15 protein-coding genes are annotated in these 18,191 nt (G+C 45.7%); 4 read left to right on the forward strand and 11 right to left on the reverse strand.

Going from position 1 to position 18,191, the window contains the following annotated elements:
* Positions 1 to 32: 32 nt before the first annotated feature.
* The 7 genes from B4J50_RS02545 to B4J50_RS02575 all read right to left on the reverse strand — a co-directional run bounded on the left by B4J50_RS02545 (position 33) and on the right by B4J50_RS02575 (position 8,547).
* A complete protein-coding gene (locus B4J50_RS02545) occupies positions 33 to 1,709 on the reverse strand; it encodes a SulP family inorganic anion transporter (protein WP_286846887.1) in 1,677 nt (558 codons plus the stop codon).
* A 341-nt stretch (positions 1,710 to 2,050) separates the two neighbouring features.
* Positions 2,051 to 2,209 carry a hypothetical protein gene (locus tag B4J50_RS02550; RefSeq protein ID WP_169728660.1) on the reverse strand — a complete coding sequence of 53 codons (159 nt, stop codon included), beginning with the start codon at positions 2,207 to 2,209 and terminating at the stop codon, positions 2,051 to 2,053.
* Positions 2,210 to 2,673: 464 nt separating this feature from the next.
* On the reverse strand, positions 2,674 to 3,804 hold the full coding sequence (locus B4J50_RS02555) for an outer membrane lipoprotein-sorting protein (protein WP_286846892.1): 1,131 nt from the start codon (positions 3,802 to 3,804) through the stop codon (positions 2,674 to 2,676).
* Positions 3,801 to 5,012 (reverse strand): ABC transporter permease, encoded by a 1,212-nt coding sequence (locus B4J50_RS02560; RefSeq protein WP_286953941.1) that lies wholly within the window; start codon positions 5,010 to 5,012, stop codon positions 3,801 to 3,803. Before B4J50_RS02560 ends, B4J50_RS02555 begins: the two co-directional genes overlap by 4 nt.
* A gap of 59 nt (positions 5,013 to 5,071) precedes the next feature.
* Positions 5,072 to 6,454, reverse strand: coding sequence for an ABC transporter permease (locus B4J50_RS02565; protein WP_286846894.1), 1,383 nt, complete (start codon positions 6,452 to 6,454; stop codon positions 5,072 to 5,074).
* Positions 6,447 to 7,325, reverse strand: coding sequence for an ABC transporter ATP-binding protein (locus tag B4J50_RS02570; protein ID WP_024821947.1), 879 nt, complete (start codon positions 7,323 to 7,325; stop codon positions 6,447 to 6,449). Before B4J50_RS02570 ends, B4J50_RS02565 begins: the two co-directional genes overlap by 8 nt.
* A 16-nt stretch (positions 7,326 to 7,341) precedes the next feature.
* Complete coding sequence (locus tag B4J50_RS02575) at positions 7,342 to 8,547, reverse strand: hypothetical protein (RefSeq protein WP_024821946.1); 1,206 nt, start codon at positions 8,545 to 8,547, stop codon at positions 7,342 to 7,344.
* 562 nt (positions 8,548 to 9,109) lie between these two features.
* Between B4J50_RS02575 and B4J50_RS02580 the strand changes: the two genes are divergently transcribed.
* The 4 genes from B4J50_RS02580 to B4J50_RS02595 all read left to right on the forward strand — a co-directional run bounded on the left by B4J50_RS02580 (position 9,110) and on the right by B4J50_RS02595 (position 14,376).
* Positions 9,110 to 9,904, forward strand: coding sequence for a potassium channel family protein (locus B4J50_RS02580; protein WP_024821945.1), 795 nt, complete (start codon positions 9,110 to 9,112; stop codon positions 9,902 to 9,904).
* Positions 9,905 to 10,074: 170 nt separating this feature from the next.
* The gene (locus tag B4J50_RS02585; protein ID WP_286846898.1) at positions 10,075 to 12,576 is read left to right on the forward strand and encodes an ATP-binding protein; all 2,502 of its coding nucleotides are present in this window, start codon (positions 10,075 to 10,077) and stop codon (positions 12,574 to 12,576) included.
* Between the two features lie 93 nt (positions 12,577 to 12,669).
* Positions 12,670 to 13,839 carry an FprA family A-type flavoprotein gene (locus B4J50_RS02590; protein ID WP_024821943.1) on the forward strand — a complete coding sequence of 390 codons (1,170 nt, stop codon included), beginning with the start codon at positions 12,670 to 12,672 and terminating at the stop codon, positions 13,837 to 13,839.
* Positions 13,840 to 14,019: 180 nt separating this feature from the next.
* Positions 14,020 to 14,376 (forward strand): DUF488 domain-containing protein, encoded by a 357-nt coding sequence (locus tag B4J50_RS02595; protein ID WP_024821942.1) that lies wholly within the window; start codon positions 14,020 to 14,022, stop codon positions 14,374 to 14,376.
* A 384-nt stretch (positions 14,377 to 14,760) separates the two neighbouring features.
* Here B4J50_RS02595 and B4J50_RS02600 read toward each other — a convergent pair whose 3' ends face one another.
* Genes B4J50_RS02600 through B4J50_RS02615 form a run of 4 tightly spaced genes read right to left on the reverse strand, consistent with a single transcriptional unit; the run spans position 14,761 to position 18,180 of the window.
* The gene (locus tag B4J50_RS02600; RefSeq protein ID WP_286846900.1) at positions 14,761 to 15,714 is read right to left on the reverse strand and encodes an aminopeptidase; all 954 of its coding nucleotides are present in this window, start codon (positions 15,712 to 15,714) and stop codon (positions 14,761 to 14,763) included.
* Between the two features lie 12 nt (positions 15,715 to 15,726).
* Positions 15,727 to 16,398, reverse strand: a complete 672-nt coding sequence (locus B4J50_RS02605; RefSeq protein WP_286846902.1) for an AroM family protein — start codon at positions 16,396 to 16,398, stop codon at positions 15,727 to 15,729.
* 7 nt (positions 16,399 to 16,405) lie between these two features.
* Positions 16,406 to 17,209, reverse strand: a complete 804-nt coding sequence (locus tag B4J50_RS02610; protein ID WP_286846904.1) for a hypothetical protein — start codon at positions 17,207 to 17,209, stop codon at positions 16,406 to 16,408.
* A 32-nt stretch (positions 17,210 to 17,241) separates the two neighbouring features.
* Positions 17,242 to 18,180: a DUF1177 domain-containing protein gene (locus B4J50_RS02615; RefSeq protein WP_286846905.1), complete on the reverse strand. Its 939-nt coding sequence runs from the start codon at positions 18,178 to 18,180 to the stop codon at positions 17,242 to 17,244.
* Between the last annotated feature and the right edge of the window lie 11 nt (positions 18,181 to 18,191).

The following is an 18,191-nucleotide window of genomic DNA, read 5'->3' on the forward strand; positions in this document are numbered from 1 at the left end:
AAGGCCCTAAAGATATAAAAATTATCGCACTATCATTCCTCTTGGGGTTTCGTCGTCATCTTCAGGAGGTTCTTCGCTCGTTTTAATGCGTCATCCATACTTTTACAGAAATTATCTCGCCCAACTTCAAATATCAATCCTGACCGTTGAAAAGCCTTTAAAGGCTGGGAATGGACTTCCGAAAAAATCAAATAAATTCCCTTTTTCCTGCACTGCTTATATAAAGACCTCAGAGTATGTATCCCGGTGGCATCTACCGCCAATACATTTCGCGCCCTGATAATAAGAGCTGCGGCCGGTTCCTCCATATTGCGGATAGCGTTCTTAAATCTGTGGATCATCCCGAAGAAAAAAGGCCCATTGATTTCAAAAATCTCTACTCCTTCTGGAACATCCCGTGGTGCAATAGCATAAAACTCTTCTTCCGCAACAGTCTTCCCTTGCACCCTTTCTGTAATGACGTTGACATCTGTATTCTCCGACATTCTCCAAATGAAAAGAAGAGCCGCTAAAACAACTCCAACCTGAACTGCTACCGTAAGGTCGACAAGGACAGTCAGAGCAAAGGTCAGTATTAATACGCACGCGTCGCTTTTCGGGCCTTTACAGATAGACACAAAATTGTGCAATTCGCTCATGTTATAGCTAACAACCACAAGAATTCCTGCGAGTGCGGCGAGAGGTATCAGCTTTGCCACTGGTGCAAAAAGTAGAAGCAACAAAGACAGAACAACTGCGTGAATGACCCCGGCAACTGGAGTTTTAGCTCCGCTCTTAACATTCGTCGCTGTACGAGCAATAGCCCCTGTAGCAGGGATGCCTCCGAAAATAACGCTTCCTACATTTGCTATCCCCTGAGCGATAAGTTCAGCGTTAGGTCTGTGACGATCACCTATCATCCCATCGGCCACAGTTGCAGACAAAAGAGATTCTATAGCCGCTAGAAGCGCCACAGTAAAGGCCGGCTTGGCGAGATCTCCTATCTGAGAGAACTCGATTTTGGGGAAGGACGGCGCTGGCAACATACGGGGAAGTTCCCCGAACGTGCTTCCGATAGTCTCTACGTTCAAAGCACATACATGAGCCACAAGAGTAGCCACGACCATACCTATCAGCATAGCTGGCAGTTTGGGCCAAAATCGCTGTATTAAGAGGATAACTACTATGGTTCCTATCCCCACAAGCACTGTTCCAAAGCTCATAGTATTGAGGGACTCGAAATAGACCTGCCATTTCTCTAGAAAGGCAGCGGGAACTTTCTCTATTTTTAAACCTAATAAATCGCGAATTTGTGTGGAAAAAATAACAACGGCAATGCCTGTGGTAAATCCAGTGGTGACTGGAAAGGGAATAAACTTGATGAGACCGCCCATTCTAAAAAGGCCTAATAAAATAAGGATAATACCTGCCATTAACGTACATAAAGCCAAACCTGAATACCCATATTGAAGTGTTATGCTTGAAATAAGAACAACAAAAGCCCCTGTCGGGCCTCCTATCTGCACCTTACTTCCTCCAAAAAGCGAAATCAGAAAACCAGCAACAATGGCAGTAAAAAGACCTCGCTCTGGTGGAAGACCACTTGCTATCGCAAACGCCATAGCCAGTGGCAACGCAACAACGCCTACAGTCATTCCAGCGAAAAGGTCCGCAAGGGCTTTTTCACGGGAATACGCCTTGATCTCCGTTAATAACTTTGGTGTGTACACATCAATCTTCCTTTGCTCAATATTTTAATATTTTTAGGAATAAATGGGGGGTACTCCGAGTGTTAAAAAGCAACTCTTGTTAGTTTATCATTGATCTTAAGAAAATCAATTTAAATTAACGAAAAGGTTATAGCGCATATATTCTATTTATGGGCAGGCAAAAATTGTACTTCGCATAAAACATGGAAGGGTCGCTTTCGAGGCGCAAATGACAGGAACGCAAACGAAAGGCACAAAGGCATAATATTCGCCCTCATAAAAAAACAGACCTCCCACGAGAGAGGTCTGTAATCTACGTAATTGGGAGAGACAAAAGTGTCTCTCTGAATCAACTTCCGAGCCTAGACAGAAGCGGTACTTCGAAGGGCTTTAAGCCCGCGGGAAGTACGGAGCATAATCCGCTCTACAGCCCAGCCGTTGCGAAGTTCTGCTGTTTCCAAACGACCTTCCGGGGTCATCCAGAAAGGAACTTCATTAACATAAACAAGCTTCTTACTCATACAATTACCTTACCTTTCCTAACAAATTCCGAAAAAAGCGACACATGAAGTATGACGTTTCGGTACCGCCCTAACTACATGACGGGACGTGTCGCAAAAAAAACGCTATATCTTTTCCAGATGGCTTTTAAACCACCCGATCACAACCTTGTTATTATAGCACATAAATTTATTATTACAATCTAAATTAAAATTTATAAATCTTCAGAGAGTTATTCCAATTTTTGGATATCCCAATAGAAAGTTTCTGAAGAGCTGGGCTATTATACATGATATAGCACACATCGCGCTGATAAAATGCCCCATATCAATACATGGAGGCCAACCAGCTCAAAGCCAAGAGGGGAAATTTAAAGAGCCACTTCGTCGGTAACAAAAATATCCATGGAGCCGTTATAATCGCAATTGTAAGAGTAATTGTAAGAGCAATTCTGTACCGTTGGTATATGGCTGGTATATGAAACCTATTGGCGCAAAGAGGCTTTGGAGAAGATGTAGTCAGGTATTTCAACGTCAAATTCGATAGTATCTATAATATATTCTGTGCCTTCACCAGAAGCCAGCGCATCCTTAACTGTCGCCCTTTTAGGGTACCATCGCTCTTGAACCTGAAATATTTCGTTAATGGTGAAGGTCTTTAAAAGCTTGCCACTTTTGGCGAAACGATCCTCTCGTAAAGGAAGAAAGTTCTCTTTATCCACCCACATCTTTCGCGAATAATAGGAAACTCCTTCTTTTTTGGCCGTAAGCTCAAGTAGGTAACAATCTCGCTCGCCTAATTTGTCTTCGCCTGTTCGCTCTTTACCCACCTTTCCCTCCCCCACAAGCTCCACATTGTACATGTTGCTGAGTTTGGGATCTTCCATATAATCTTCGTAGGATATGTCAGACCCCATCATGGAGCGCCGAAGCATATGCCCCGCTATTTTTATGATGCGATCGGTTGACGGGGTGTACATCCAAAGCTCATCTTCGAGTTTGAGCATTTTCGTCCCTTTTTCACGGGGAGGCGAAAGGAATTCGCTAAAGGCCTTTTCAGTGCCCTGCACCCATGAAAGCACTTGTAATGTGCGGGAGCCGCGCTGTCCCTTCACAATCATAGTACTTGTCACCTTCCGATTCTTGGCAACGTAATTTTCGTCAACTTTTTCAAGAATCCCCTCGCCTGTAAGGGGAATGAGGTCCGGAAGGGGCCTCTGGAGATCTTTAGCGTCGGTAAAAGCAGCGACACCGACAGTCTCAACAACGCTACATTGAGCAGACGACAACACTGCTAACAGCACCGCCACAGCGATAAAAACTATAATCAGCACCCTTTTCAACGAAGCAACCAGCGCAAACTTTCCGATGTGGCCGCTCGAATGCGACGCAAACTTGAGCGCTGATACAGACGTGCCTTCAGGCGAAAAGGCTGTAACTGCCGATATAAGCATAGCTATGTTATACGCAGCTATGTTCGCAGCTACATGTCCCACCGTTTTATGCATTGCTATACCTGCCGCCGCTACGTGTAGCGCCGCACACACCGCCATATTATGAGGGTAAGCTTCAGCCAAGGGGATCCCCCATTCCCTAAACATATTCTTCCTCTTCATACTTCTAACTCCTTAATGAGCTGGGCTGTCTGTCTTTTATAGATGCCAATACCGGCAAACATGGCCCCTGTCACCGACGCAAACACTCCCGGGAAAAAACCGATAATATAGCTTGCCGGCGTAACCTGAGCCCGTATGATATTGGAGATAAGCATACTCGATTTCGGCATCATCTCCCCAAAATTTATGCCTGTGTACTGCATGTAATACGAAACGACGAGGCCCAAAGCGGTCCCTAAGACGGAACCGGCAATTCCGACAAAGAAAGACTCAAGGATCATTGAACGGTAAAGCCGCCCCTTGGATTCCCCCATGGCAAGACGAACGCCTATCTCTCCGTACCGCCGCAACCCGTTCATCAAGCCTGAATTCCAGAGAACAATGGACATGGCCAAGACGAAAATGCCAACAATTACGGCTTCCATGGCTTCAGCATAATTCAAATATTCCTCAAAATTATTCTGCTGGCCAAGAGACACCATCACAGGAGAAAACTCATCATCTGCCATTGTAAAAGTCTTGTTGAACCGCTGCGCAACATTGCCCATTCGTCTGCCGGAATAGAGCATGTCGTGGGTGTATCCCACAATCTCACCTGCGCTGTCAGTCATATCGAGGGCATTTTGCACGTCTCTGATATCTGCTATGATCGTGCCCCTATCCATAGGAATCATGCCAAAATAGACGGTTCCGGCAATCTTAAAATTGTACGTTGCCATAGCGCCATACATGGTTGAACTAATAAGCGTCACCGTGCTGCCAATATGAAGACCCATTTTTTGAGCAAATTCATCGCTTATCAATATTTCATTCGGACCTCTTGGGTAGGAACCCCGCACCATGGCCTTCTCTATGTTAAAGAGGTTTTTTTCTGGCGTATCTTCGCTAAAGAGGTCAATTCCAAGGCCCATGACAGGCGCCTGAGCCAGAGTTTCTCCCCTCTCGTCAGGGACATCGAGAAGACCGCCAAAGCGTATCCGTTGGGCCCAAATCATCTCTTTTTCATTCTCTTTCAACCATACAAGCAGCGCATCGGCCCCGATAATCGCCAAATCGTTGGGAACTTGATCGGCAAGGTCTCTATACGCCTGAGTCATAACCTTGACATGGCCCGTATCGAATTTCGCCGTTGAGCTGATGAGGTCGCCCATAGCTCCCTGCATGAAACAGTAAAGAAAAACTGTGAGGAAAACGCCGGCACTCACCATTAGCACGGGGAAGAGACTACGTGAACGATCTCGGATCAGCCCTTTTAGAAGGAAAGAGATCATGATATTTTCCCTTTCAGCGCCTCTGTAGGCTGGAGTTTCGCTATTTTGCTCGAAGGGAGGAAACTAATGGCTGCGACAACGACCATCATTAAGAGTATCGTCGTGAGAACGAGCTCTAAGGAGTACACGGGAAAGAGCTTGTCGGAAAGGGCGAAACCGTATCCCTCCACCATCTGGGGGATGGCAATCCCCTTTTTCGACACATACGTTAAAAGAGGCATACCAAAGATGAGGGCAACGACGATAGCCATGGCTCCCTGAATTACACCTTCCAGCGTAAAGACAAAAATAACCTGCATTCTCGTCATGCCCAAGGCAATCAAGGTACCAATCTCCTTTCTTCGCCTGAAGAGAGAGAGGACCTGAGTATCGAAAATGGCGAGCATGCCAAGAAAGAGGAGAATAGAATAGATAATAACGCTTGAAATTCTCTTCGTCTTTATCATTTCCGTGAGGTCCCTCATCAAAAAAGCCTGGCTTTTAAAAGGCCACTCCTGAGAGGAACCTGAACTTTCAGTTTCAGGGCTCACAACATGGGATCTTGCGCCGATGGGTGGCTCCTTATGGGGGAACTTGGTCCCTTCCCCAACAGCTTCGGAGCTCACAACCACGAGGGTCGCTTCATTTTTCAAGGCCGTCATGTGCTGCAACGTCTGAAGGGGTACCCAAATAATTCCGTTGTCGATAGACGGAACCCGAGTATCCATAATGTAAACAACCTGGCCCTCGGTTGCATCGAAGGTCCCGTGAGCATCTCTCCAGCGTATAGTCAGATAATCGCCGATAGCGATATTTTTGCTCTTCGCCATTCTCTTTCCGATGAGGATTGGCAGTTCGTAAATATCGGCGGTATTTACTCTGAAAGAACCACCGGCGCCACTCGCTCTATCAGAGCCATTTGTATTATTTGGGCTAACAGAACCAGTAACGCCATTCATTCTACCTGCGCCGTTTATGCTAGCGGAAGCAACTGAAATGTGAAGATAGCGCGTGGGAATATGGAGAATGGTCTGGGCAGGATCGATCCCCCGAAGTTGAACCGACTGAGCACGTCCAGCAGGGTAGATTGTGGCCTGGCGAATAAGAATAGGTGTCGCCCTTCTCTCTTCGATCAGGGAAAACAGATTTTCTGGAATAACACCGTGTCCATTATCAATGGATAGAGCGTCGTAAGGGTCGTAATCTTTATGCCAGTATTGTCCGCCTGCGATTTCGTCTTCAATCATCGCTCTGGACGTCTGGGCGAGCATACCTGTATAAAGCCCCTGGAAACCGACGATCACAACAAAGGTCATCGCAAGCACAGCCACGTTGAGCCATGTTCGAAGTCCCGCTTCCTTTATATTGCGATAGGCTAACGTAACGCCAACGCTAAACATGTCTGCTCTCTCCTTTGGAGCGAGGCGCACGGTGATCATTGGAAACATCACAAGCCACAGAAGCTGATGCTGATCCTACGTTGGGTCCCGATAAAGCTCCATCACGGGACGTGAGGTTATCTCTGGGAACAACCTCGCCAGTGTTGAGCGACATAGAACTCTGCGAGGAAACCTCAGAGCTGGAAACGGCAATGATTTCGTCTCGCGCTACGTGCCCGTCAAAGAGATGAATTTTACGTCTCAAGTATTTCATGACCTTCTCGTCGTGAGTTGCAAAAATAAAAGTGGTTTCAAGTTCCTTGTTGAGCCGCACCATCATTTCCAGAATGTTGTAGGAATTCTCGCTATCAAGATTGGCCGTAGGCTCGTCTGCCAGAATCAACGCCGGACGTTTCACCACAGCCCTGGCCACTGCCACCCTCTGACACTCTCCTCCTGAAAGCTGCGCCGGCTTGGAATTTACCTTATCTGTCAATCTCAGCCATTCTAGAGCATCGTAAACTTTCTGCCTTCTCTCTTTAGGCGGCATCTTCAAAAGCAGCAATGGAAATTCTATATTCTCGTAGACGCTATAGACTGGAAACAAGTTGTACGTCTGGAAAATAAAACCAATATGATGGTTGCGCAACGCCGCAGATTCCTTGTGAGAAAGGTTTTCTACGTTTTTATTGATAACCACCACATTTCCTTCCGTTGGAGCGTCGAGAGCCCCAATAATGTTCAAAAGAGTCGTCTTTCCAGATCCGCTGGGACCGATTAATCCGCAGAATTCCCCCTTCTCGAATTCGAGGGTTACATTACTCAGCGCCGTAAAGAAATGGCTGCCCATAGGATATCTTTTTGTCAGATTTTTTATGGTTACGATAGACATGAACAGGCCCCCTTCCCTAATAGTTGTACACAAAGGTGAGAACAACCCCGGTTCCCGAATAGACGCTGTTAGCATCGTCGCCGTTGTGAAAAGCCGTTACGTTAATAAGCCAGTCATCGTATGTGCGCTGCCAGCTTACGTTGGGGTAGAATTCTTTTTTTTGCCAGTCGTAGTATGTCAGGATGGTTACGGTGTCGAGAATGCCAGTGCTGAAGTCTATGGAAAGGGCGGATATTTCATCGTCATTTTCATGATTCCATATGTCACTGCCGGGCGATCGTATAAAATGTTCTGCCAAAACGTGGACGCCGGAACCAACATCAAAGGTGTAGTCGGCTCCAAGGGTAAGACATGTGGTGGAAAGAGTGTGTTTGGAGTCTTTTTTGAGGCGGCTCATGACGAACTCAAACCAAAGACCGATCCCCACGTCGAAACTTCCATCGAGTGCGTAACGCTGCTCCAGACCGTCTTCCAAGGTTACTCTGCGGGGAAAAGCAAAAGTGTTTGAGTTCCACCACTCCCGGTCGACACGCCTATTGTGATATGTAAAGGCCATCTCCCCATTGGCTACTGGGAACTGGTAGCGTAGGCCAAACTCCGGATCGCCATTTCCGTATAAGCCCCACACCCATATATTCGAATTGTTGGGGAAATAATAGCGTCCAAGAAGGGCGTTGACCCCGTCAGTTAGGCTCAAAGGGTCGCGGGGGTCTATCTGGTCGAACCATTTTAAAGAACGAAGGATCTGAGCCGGTCCGAAATTGATTCGCTGGAGGCCGAGGCGCACTTCATACCTCTCGCCGGAGAGACGCACCCAGGAGCGATACAAATCGGCATGGAATTTGTCTTCCAACTCTTTGAAGGAACCGAAGGTTGAGAGGGTGCGGATGTTGAAAGAGACGAGAGCGTCAAGGGTCTGGGCTGTTTGCGTTGTTTGCGTGCCTCTGTTTAAGTCTGTTTCGGAGTCTGCGGCGGTATCAGTTTCAGCGCCCGTTTCAGCGCCCGCGCCAAAACTTATTGTTATTTCGGGAATGTATCGGATACCCAACGAACTGTCTGTGTCGTCGTTGTATGCCCCCCAGAGAGAGACCTGCCCCGAGTGAGAGAACACGGTGGCATAACTCACAACAGGCGCCCATATGCAAAGGGCAAAAGAAACAAAAACAAAGGCAAACAACAGCTCACGGGTACATCTGGATTGACAGCCCATTATTATATTCATGCCTATGGTTAACCTCCTATCACTTGAACTCTACTTTTCGCAAGGTTAACGTTGGGCGAGATGAATAAATTGTTTATATAAGAATACCATCTGAGAATTTATTTATGCAAATTTTGTTTGTTTTTTATTTTAGAAGGTGGAAATCTTGACGAACAGGCGTAATGGCGGGGGAGATTTTTCACACAACACGAAACGTTTCCTAGCTATAGTATTTTTCTTATTCAGGTTTTAATATAAAATATAAAAAGGGCGAAGATACGTAGTTTAGAATCTCAAGGCTTTCAATAACCCAGCGAGAGTTTAGGCATTACATGCGAAGATACATAGTCTCGAATCCGAAGGTTTTCCACAGTCCCGATGTGTATTCAGGCATCGCGGGCAAAGATACATAGTTTCGAATCCGAAGAATGTTGCTTTGCGGCCAATTGGCCTCGAGTCCAGAGCCGTATCCTTAAAGTTGAGGTGCCATAATTATGACAAACACAGTAAATGTGACAGTCGCAACAAATGCAACGAATTCCAAGGGTATTGAAACTTTTACGGGATAGGCGGTTCGTTTACTATGGATAACAGCAAAAGGAATAACGTAAATATTTACGAAATATCCCTTGGCATACTGGCAATTCTCTCTGTCGTTTTGCTTATCATTCAAGAACGAACAACACTTCCCCTTCACGAAGAAAAATTATTGGACGACATTGATTTCATAATCTGGTGTGTTTTCGTTGCAGATTATTTTCTCCACTTGTTTTTGACAAAAGATAAAAAGGACTACGTCAAAGAGCATGTAATAGAACTCACGGCAATTTTACCCTTTAACGCCCTTTTCAAAGGCGTTCGAGCCATTCGCCTCTTCCAACTCTTCCGTGTACCCTCCTCTTTTCTCTTTTTAAGAATTGTTAAATTGTTAGCCTACTTTGGCCGAACCCATCGTTATCTTTCCCGCTTTCTGAGGCGGAACAACTTCCAATACGTTCTCTTCATCACCATTTCCATGGTATTATTTGGAGCGATAGCTATCCGCTATTTCGAAAACATAAATTTCCACGACGCCCTCTGGTGGTCTTTTGTTACAACTACAATAGGGTATGGTGATATGGTTCCTACAACTACAGGAGGACGAGTTATAGCAACTATATTGATGTTGGTGGGAATTGGCTTCATAAGTATTCTTACCGGAACTATCGCCTCTTTTTTCATTGCTCCCGACAAAGAGCAAGAATCGAATAATGATTTTATAAATGTAACCATACATAAGCTCGAGAACTTCGATAATCTAACCCTCAGGGAAGTTCAAGATATTTGCCAAGTTTTAATGAGCTTAAAATCCAATGTCGTAAAAAATAAGCTACGTTAATAAATATAGCTCTAAAAATCTGGGGCAAACATATATAGAAGCGAAAGTCTCTGCCAAAAGTTCAGACTATAGTCAGGTCTCCACAAGAATTCTGAATAAAAACAGGATACGCCATGAAGACCATGTGGCCTCCTTTTACGTGGATTTATTAAGCAATGGGAGGGATGATGATGGAAAACTTCGAACTCATGGGGAAATTTTACCTCGGGAACGAGATAGATCCCGCAACAGGGAAAAAGAGCAACACACTCGTGCTCTACGACTCGAAAGACCTGACCACCCATGGGATGATCATCGGAATGACGGGAAGCGGCAAAACGGGCCTTGGAATAGCACTCTTGGAAGAAGCCCTTATGGACAACATTCCAATTCTCGCTATCGACCCTAAAGGAGACATTACAAACCTTCTTCTATCCTTCCCCGAGCAAAAGGCCGAAGAGTTCTTGCCGTGGATCAACAGGGAAGACGCAGCGGCACAGGGACTTTCTGTCGCAGACTATGCCTCCCTGGAAGCCGCAAAATGGGCGAAGGGGCTTGCCGACTGGAGAATTGACGGAGCGAGAATTAAAAAAATGAGGGAATCCGTCGACTTCACCATCTATACGCCTGGGAGCAGCGCAGGTGTGAAAGTGAACGTGCTTGGTTCCTTCAGATGCCCTGGGGATAGAATCACGAGCGATAACGAGCTTTTCTTAGAAAAGATTCAAAATACCGCCTCCACTCTCCTCTCTCTTCTCAACATTGAATCTGACCCTCTCTCTGGACGGGAACACCTTCTTCTGTCAAAAATATTTGAACAAAGCTGGAGAGAAGGCAAAGATGTCGATCTGCCGCTGATTATCAGCTGGATTCAGAACCCTCCATTCCCTCACATTGGCATTATGCCTACCGATACCTTTTATCCACCGAGCGAACGATTTAAACTGGCTCTCGCTCTGAACCAGATCCTCGCGTCTCCAGCGTTCAACCAGTGGATGACAGGGGTTCCTCTAGAAATAGGAAGCCTCCTCCACACTCGGGAGGGGAAACCACGAGCTTCTATTTTTACCGTCTCCCACCTTTCCGATAACGAGAGAATGTTCTTTATCTCCATGCTTCTAAACGAAATTGTTAGCTGGATGAGGTTGCAGACAGGGACCTCGAGCCTTCGAGCCATTCTTTATATCGACGAAGTCTTCGGATATATGCCTCCTGTAAAAGAACCTCCCTCTAAAAAACCTCTCATCACCCTTCTCAAGCAGGCTCGAGCCTTCGGTATCGGCGTGGTTTTAGCTACTCAAAACCCTGTAGATCTAGACTATAAGGGCCTTTCAAATATTGGAACGTGGTTTATCGGACGCCTTCAAACACAGCGCGACAAAGACCGTGTTCTCGAAGGAATGGAACGACTCGAAAGCGCCTCAGGATGTGACCGGGAATTTCTCGACAAGGCCATTACAACCCTGAAAAAGAGGGAGTTCCTTCTTAATAATATCCACGAAAACAGCCCCTCCGTCTTCACGACCCGCTGGGCCATGTCGTACCTGCGAGGACCTCTGTCACGGGAGCACATTAAAATACTTATGGAAGGAAGAGCGCCGGCATCTGGGGCGGGGGCGGAAACGTCAGAGCCGGCGTCAATGCCAGCTCTGACAACATTAGCTAAAGCAGCGACTGAAGCAACTCCGACAGAACCTGCCACAGGGCCAGCAGAGCAAATTTCGGCAACATCCGTACCACCAGCGGCAACGTCAGCAACACCAACAACGCCACGAACGTCGATCAAACCAGCCATATCCCCGAATATCCCCGAATTCTTCGTCGATACTCCGACGGGAGGCGGTTCCTGGGTCTATAAACCTTTTATTATAGGAATCGGCGACATCTACTACTCCAGCGCCAGCCTCGAAATCGACACTCACATAACATACACGCTGGGGACAGAAGCACCTGACACCTTTGACCCTGATTGGGAAAGAGGTTTCGACCTCGACATCGCTCCAGAAGAGCTGCGAACAACAGCCGCTGGGGGCATACCTTTCCTTAAACTTCCCAAAACTCTGGCTGAACCACGCAACTACGCTACATGGGGGAAAGCCTTCCAACGATGGATCAGACAGAACAAACCTCTCGTCATCTATAAGAACCAACCCTTGAAAATAGTCAGCCTGCCGGAAGAAAGTGAAGCCGACTTTACCATACGAATTGACGAAGCCTTGCGGGAAAAAAGAGATATTGAAATCGAAAAGATACGGAAAAAATACGACAGCAAAATGGCCACTCTGCAAAAACAGCTCATTGCGGCGGAACAGGCCATTGAGAGAGAAAGCGAACAGGCGAAACACCGGAATATGGAGACAGTTATCTCTTTCGGATCGGCTTTAGCAAGCGCATTGTTCGGCAGAAAAAGCCTCACGGCGACATCCACCTACAGAATGGGATCTGCCCTCTCCAAAGCGGGACGGCTTAAAAAAGAAAAAATGGATGTGGCAAGAGCTGAAGAGAGATTGCAATTTTTACAGAATCAAATAACAGACCTCGAAACACGGCTCAACGAAGAAATTGATATTCTCACGAGAAACATGGAGAAATACAAAGAAGCGACACGGGAATCTCTGGTGCGCCCTAAGAGTACGGATATTACCATCAAGGCCTTCGGTCTTGCGTGGATTCCGGTGAGAATCAGAGAGTGACGACGAAATGAAACGTACAGAGGCCGTGCAGGCAGCAAGTTTTGACGCCACCGGTGTCAGTGCGGCCTTCTTCTCAACAAGGAGGGAAAGCGCATGAAGCCAAGAAAAGTAAGCGAGAGAGTTCAATGGATGGGAGCAATTGACTGGAACAGGCGGCTTTTCGACTCACTCATTCCTCTTCCCGACGGAACAAGTTATAACGCCTACCTGTTGCGCGGTTCCGAAAAAACGACTCTTATTGACACTGTAGACCCCGCAAAGGTGGATATTTTGCTTGAACAGCTGCGTGACATTCCGCAAATTGACTACCTCATATCGCTCCATGCAGAACAGGATCATTCAGGTTCCATACCCACAATTTTAGAGGCGTATCCCCACGCCCAACTCATATGCTCTCAGAAAGCGCAGGAACTGCTTATCGATCATCTCCACGTAGCGAAAGAACGGATCAAGATTGTAAATGACGGCGAAAAACTCTCGCTGGGAGACTGCACGCTCGCCTTTATTTACACTCCGTGGGTTCACTGGCCCGAAACGATGGTGGCCTATCTGGAGGAAGAAAACATCCTTTTCTCCTGTGATTTCTTTGGATCACACCTTGCCACGTCAGACCTTTACGCTGGCGACGATCCCTACGTGTGCGAAGCTGCCAAGCGGTACTATGCGGAAATAATGATGCCCTTCAGATCGATTATCAAGAAGAACATGGAAAAGATTGGCGACCTCGATGTTAAACTCATCGCACCGAGCCACGGGCCAATCTACAACAAGCCTCAGTGCATCCTCGACTACTACCGTAACTGGATTTCAGATACAGTTGCCAACAAAGTAGTGATTCCTTACATATCAATGCATGGCAGCACCGAAAAGATGGTAGAGTATCTCGTCAGTTCCCTGGCAGAGCGGGATATTAAGGTGGAAAAGTTCGAATTATCGTCAACAGATATAGGAAAACTCGCCATGGCCCTCGTTGACGCCGCCACCATTGTCATTGGAACACCTACAGTCCATTTCGGGCCTCATCCCATCGTCTTTTCTGTAACCCAACTCGCCAATGCCCTCAAGCCTAAAGTGAAATATGCGGCTATTATCGGGTCATATGGCTGGGGAACCAAGGCTGTGGAACAGATCGCCGGGCTCATCCCCAACCTTAAGGTTGACGTGTTAGATACGGTCATGTGCAAGGGATATCCTCGGAAAGAAGATTTCGAGGCATTAGACAGGCTCGCCAACAAGATAAAGGAGAAACACGCTCTCCTTTAAGTTAAAGCCGGAACAGACGAAGGGGTCGCTGTGAGTTGGGGCACTGCTACACGCTTAGGCGAGACTACAAATTGAGGCGCCACTGGTGTTAGTGCAGCCTCTTCTCAATAAGGAATCAAGTTCGCCCGCCTGGCCATAATCGTCAGTGGCTTAGAGTTCTTGCCAACGAGGAGGGGAAAAATGCCTATAACGCTGAAACGAATTTACGATGAAGCGGATTCCAGCGATGGACACCGCATTTTGGTCGATCGTCTATGGCCCAGAGGAGTATCAAAAGAGAAAGCAAAAGTAGATGAATGGATGAAGGAGGTTGCCCCATCAAACGAGCTTCGAAAGCTTTTTCATGGCGGGGGACTCTCGTGGGCTGAGTTCGAAAAGCAATATCAGGAAGAGTTGGAAACACACATTGAGGAGCTCCGAGCCCTTGCAGAGATAGCGAAAACACTCAAAGTAACGCTGCTCTACAGCTCTAAGAATAATGAGCAGAACAACGCAACGGTGCTGAAAGAGTTTCTTGAAGGCATGGAGGCTACGTAAAGACACGCATACCTCTAACATGTATTCGCCACAACGGAAGAGGGCCAACGCATATTAGGGTATACAAAGATACGTACACTCCCTGACGCCGAACAAATAGATTCTGCGCTGAAAGCGATCGGCGGTGAATAAAGACTACATTTTGGGTGGCGTAAATTCTGCTCGAAAAGATCGTATAACTTCACATCTCTCCTTGTATTTTGCTTGCAAATTAAGCCATAAACTGGCACTAGTCCCCAACATAGTTGCTAGTTTCATTGCTACATTTTCATGCACAGTTGCTTTATCCTGATAACATATAAACCTTCAAAGGCCCCCATAGCGAAAGGAAACCCCGCATAGAGAAAGCCTAAAGAATGGGTTTTATTTATGCGCTTTAACACCTTAAAATTTTTTGGTTCCATGGGAAAGGATACATTCTCCATCAAGGTAAAGTTCTGGATTAAGAATGACTCCATCTACATGAATGCCTGCCGCTACAGTTCCACCAAAAGTGTCATTACTACCAAGAGCTATATGAACCGTTCCATATATTTTTTCATCTTCAAGAATAACACCTGTCACCCTAGCTTTGTTATTTGTTCCTATTCCAAGCTCTGCCACATTCCGCGCTAATGGATTTTCGCCAAGAAGCTCCATAAGTTTCTGACTATCTACCCCTTGAGCATCTACAAGGTTACCATTTTCAAAAAAAAGCTTTAACGGCCCCTCCAAAACACCTATCCCTGCAAAAGAACCATCTATGATAATTTCACCAGATGTACTTCCTTCTACTGGAGCTATAAAAGCTTCTCCAGAGGGTAAGTTGCCAGACTGTCCTTTTTCTCTATATACGCCAGTACTTGGAACCCCTTTCCGTCCCTCAAGAGACAATGTAAGAGAACAACCATCTTTCCGTATCTCAGCTTGCTTCGCCTGATCTAGAAGAGCTGTAAGTTTTTTAGTTAAAAATTCAACTTCTTTATAATCAGCTGTAATAGGACCATTAAAATACATATCTTCAGTAATGCCAGGCATAGTTGCAATGCGTGCTCCTGCTACACAAGCGTTTTTTTTAGCGTGAGTATGGGTCATTGACTTGCTGGTAGGAATAACAATAACATCTGAAGCAATCATTAATTCTCGGACTCGTGCTGGTGGTTCTTCTCCATTTTTTTTCATGGGCTGAATTTGGACTAAAAGAGATTCACACCCTAGCAATTGCCCTGCCTCAAAAAGACTTTGAGCAATATTTACTGTTTTATAATCACAGATAACTAAAAGGTTTTCCTCTTTCAATAGTCCCATGTTATCAGTGAGCAAACGTTTTGATACATCGACCATTTTCCCGAAATCCATAAAAATCACCTTCTATCCAAACATTTCTTTAATAACTCTGGCGACAATGCTCCGGGCAAGAAAGACAGGTTTCCCAACGCACTCCCTTACTTTCTGTTGCATTTCTATGGTATAGCCCATGCAATCCATGATAATTACGTCAAGGTCACATTCTTTTAATTTATTTATAGCATTATCAAACAGAGAACGATCGTCATACGGAGAGGCTGAGACTATGGATAATTTGTTTGATACAGATCCCCACCTTCTTTTAGACTGCGCTATTTGACTTTCAGACGGAGTTATAATTGCTAATTTCTTATTTTCTGCTACCGCCCGCACCACTTGATAAAGAATCCTCTGGGGACGAATAAGCAATCCTGTTTCTTTGAAAGCAGGAAATTCCCCTGTACAGAGAAGGAGAACAACGGGAATTCCATTATCAAAATGGTCTTGAATCTTTTGTTCCACTCTTGCAGTAATATAACGTTCAGCAACAGTAACAGAAGAGCCGTCTTGCATCCGTGTCACAAGAACATAGTCGTCTTTTTTCGGTGCCATTTCAGCTACTTCATCTTTTGTCAAACCATCTAAAGCACCAGACTCTACCACTTCTACATTCTCGCCAAGAATAGGCATAATATCTGGAATAATATCGGTTCGTGGAGCTTGACCTATGGTTACAGTTCCTAAATACCGTTTCACTTATGTATCACCCTTTCATCAAGCAGTTACGATACCAACAACCTAAATGAGTTTTGCAACCAGGTCCGCCACTAGAACACTCATTAAGAGATTCTTCTACTCCACTTTCAGAAACCATCAGCAGAGTAGAGATAAGATGAAGAATTTTCTCAACCTCTGGTTTTTCCCCGCTTATTACAAACGTAGTGGAACCTTCTCCACCTCTGATTCCCCCCCTGCCGATAACACAGGCCCTCACATGAGCAAGAATTGAAAGAGCTTCTATTTCACTTATTAATCGACCGGGAATAGGGATAAGCCCGACAGACATTCCCATAGAGGTGTCTATTTTTTTACGCCCACATTCAAGAATAGCATCATCTAAAGAACAAGGAGCAAATTTTTCGAGCCCTACAGCAATATATGTCGTAATTCCCTCTGCTTCAAGCGTTGAAACAATCTGTCCCGGAGCACCTCCTAAAGGCGATCCCGCCATCATGGCAGCTCGCCTGTGAGCATCAATAAGATTGGCGCCGCATACGGCAATATCTGAAGACCTCATTTCTGATACTACCTGTGGCAAACAGCTATCGACATTCTGAGCTTCTCCTTTATGAATAAGTATACTATGAGGATATGTCAAAATATTTTTATTACACGACACTGTCCCTCGGAGTGTGATTCGCCCACTCACCCTCAAAGAGGAGCCTATGAGCTCTTCGGATACTGCAGAAACGGTCGTTCCTCCTTTTAGGAGGATATTTCCTTCCCGTAACGCTTTTTTTACATCCGGGAGAGCGGCGATAGCCTTCGCAATCAGCCGCTTCCCCATAGGAACAGAAAGTGTTATTTGTGCTTTATACATTATTGCTTTCTACCAAGTGTCTGAAGATGGGTCATTGGTCCATATAAGTCAAGAAGCAACTTAAACTCTTCTGCGTTATAAAAAGCACATTTCCCTCTCGTAAAACTTTTTGCCACTTCAATATTAAAACGAACAACTTGCTCGATATCAGTAACATGAGTAGCTCCCGTTGCACATCCAGGAACAGCTGAATGAGAGGTAATAGCAATACCAACGCAAGGCACCGTTATTGCAGTTGAAGGTTGCAATATGCTATTTAAGTGGTAAAGACCATTACCGTACGGAGTAATGTCCTGCATAGTAAGAGGGAAAACAACGGGAAGCTCTCCTGTGACTATTTCCATGATGGAAAGAAGATCTTCACTTACCCGCAAGATATATCCTTCTTTTACTGTTGGCGAGATAGCAAACCCTTTATGATTAATAATGCGATTACCGCGAGTTGTGTCAATAATTAGAATGGCATCCATCTCTGGATCAACTTCTTGCTGATTCATCGTTGACATGTCTACAGGTGACCCCATAAAAGCAACCGGCTCATGAGGTTGTGTCGGAGCGTTAGGACAAATATGAGTAGCGATAATAACATCTCCTGGAAGGACATCATATACTAAAAGCATACGAGCCAACTTTAATACAGTTGCAACAGCAGCTACCGCCCCATCTCCATCAGAAACAAGCCCAATACGCTCTGGACGAGCTCCTATTCCCCCTAATCGACCGATAACACCTAAAGTAGGAGCTACCCCCCCTGCCCGTTTTCCATGAGTTCCTGGAATAATAGCTTTTATAAAATCTGTATGCCCCTTAGGACCTTTAATTTCTTTTACTACAACTTCAGATATCCCCGCTTTGTAAAACGCTTCTTTTACTAAATCCCCACTGGCATCAGAACGATCAAGAAGATCAATCGCTTCGAGTGTTCGAGTAAACGACATATCTACACCCT

Origin of the sequence: Aminobacterium sp. UBA4908, from assembly GCF_002398115.1 — a bacterium.
Lineage (GTDB): Bacteria > Synergistota > Synergistia > Synergistales > Aminobacteriaceae > Aminobacterium > Aminobacterium mobile.

Excerpts from the sequence above, each read along its gene's own strand:
- B4J50_RS02595 (WP_024821942.1), top strand. The coding sequence starts at position 14,020 with ATGCCTATAACGCTGAAACGAATTTACGATGAAGCGGATTCCAGCGAT.
- B4J50_RS02600 (WP_286846900.1), bottom strand. The coding sequence starts at position 15,714 with ATGGATTTCGGGAAAATGGTCGATGTATCAAAACGTTTGCTCACTGAT.
- B4J50_RS02615 (WP_286846905.1), bottom strand. The coding sequence starts at position 18,180 with ATGTCGTTTACTCGAACACTCGAAGCGATTGATCTTCTTGATCGTTCT.
- B4J50_RS02570 (WP_024821947.1), bottom strand. The coding sequence starts at position 7,325 with ATGTCTATCGTAACCATAAAAAATCTGACAAAAAGATATCCTATGGGC.
- B4J50_RS02585 (WP_286846898.1), top strand. The coding sequence starts at position 10,075 with ATGGAAAACTTCGAACTCATGGGGAAATTTTACCTCGGGAACGAGATA.
- B4J50_RS02565 (WP_286846894.1), bottom strand. The coding sequence starts at position 6,454 with ATGTTTAGCGTTGGCGTTACGTTAGCCTATCGCAATATAAAGGAAGCG.
- B4J50_RS02575 (WP_024821946.1), bottom strand. The coding sequence starts at position 8,547 with ATGAATATAATAATGGGCTGTCAATCCAGATGTACCCGTGAGCTGTTG.
- B4J50_RS02590 (WP_024821943.1), top strand. The coding sequence starts at position 12,670 with ATGAAGCCAAGAAAAGTAAGCGAGAGAGTTCAATGGATGGGAGCAATT.
- B4J50_RS02610 (WP_286846904.1), bottom strand. The coding sequence starts at position 17,209 with ATGGGGAAGCGGCTGATTGCGAAGGCTATCGCCGCTCTCCCGGATGTA.
- B4J50_RS02560 (WP_286953941.1), bottom strand. The coding sequence starts at position 5,012 with ATGGTGAGTGCCGGCGTTTTCCTCACAGTTTTTCTTTACTGTTTCATG.
- B4J50_RS02550 (WP_169728660.1), bottom strand. The coding sequence starts at position 2,209 with ATGAGTAAGAAGCTTGTTTATGTTAATGAAGTTCCTTTCTGGATGACC.
- B4J50_RS02555 (WP_286846892.1), bottom strand. The coding sequence starts at position 3,804 with ATGAAGAGGAAGAATATGTTTAGGGAATGGGGGATCCCCTTGGCTGAA.
- B4J50_RS02580 (WP_024821945.1), top strand. The coding sequence starts at position 9,110 with ATGGATAACAGCAAAAGGAATAACGTAAATATTTACGAAATATCCCTT.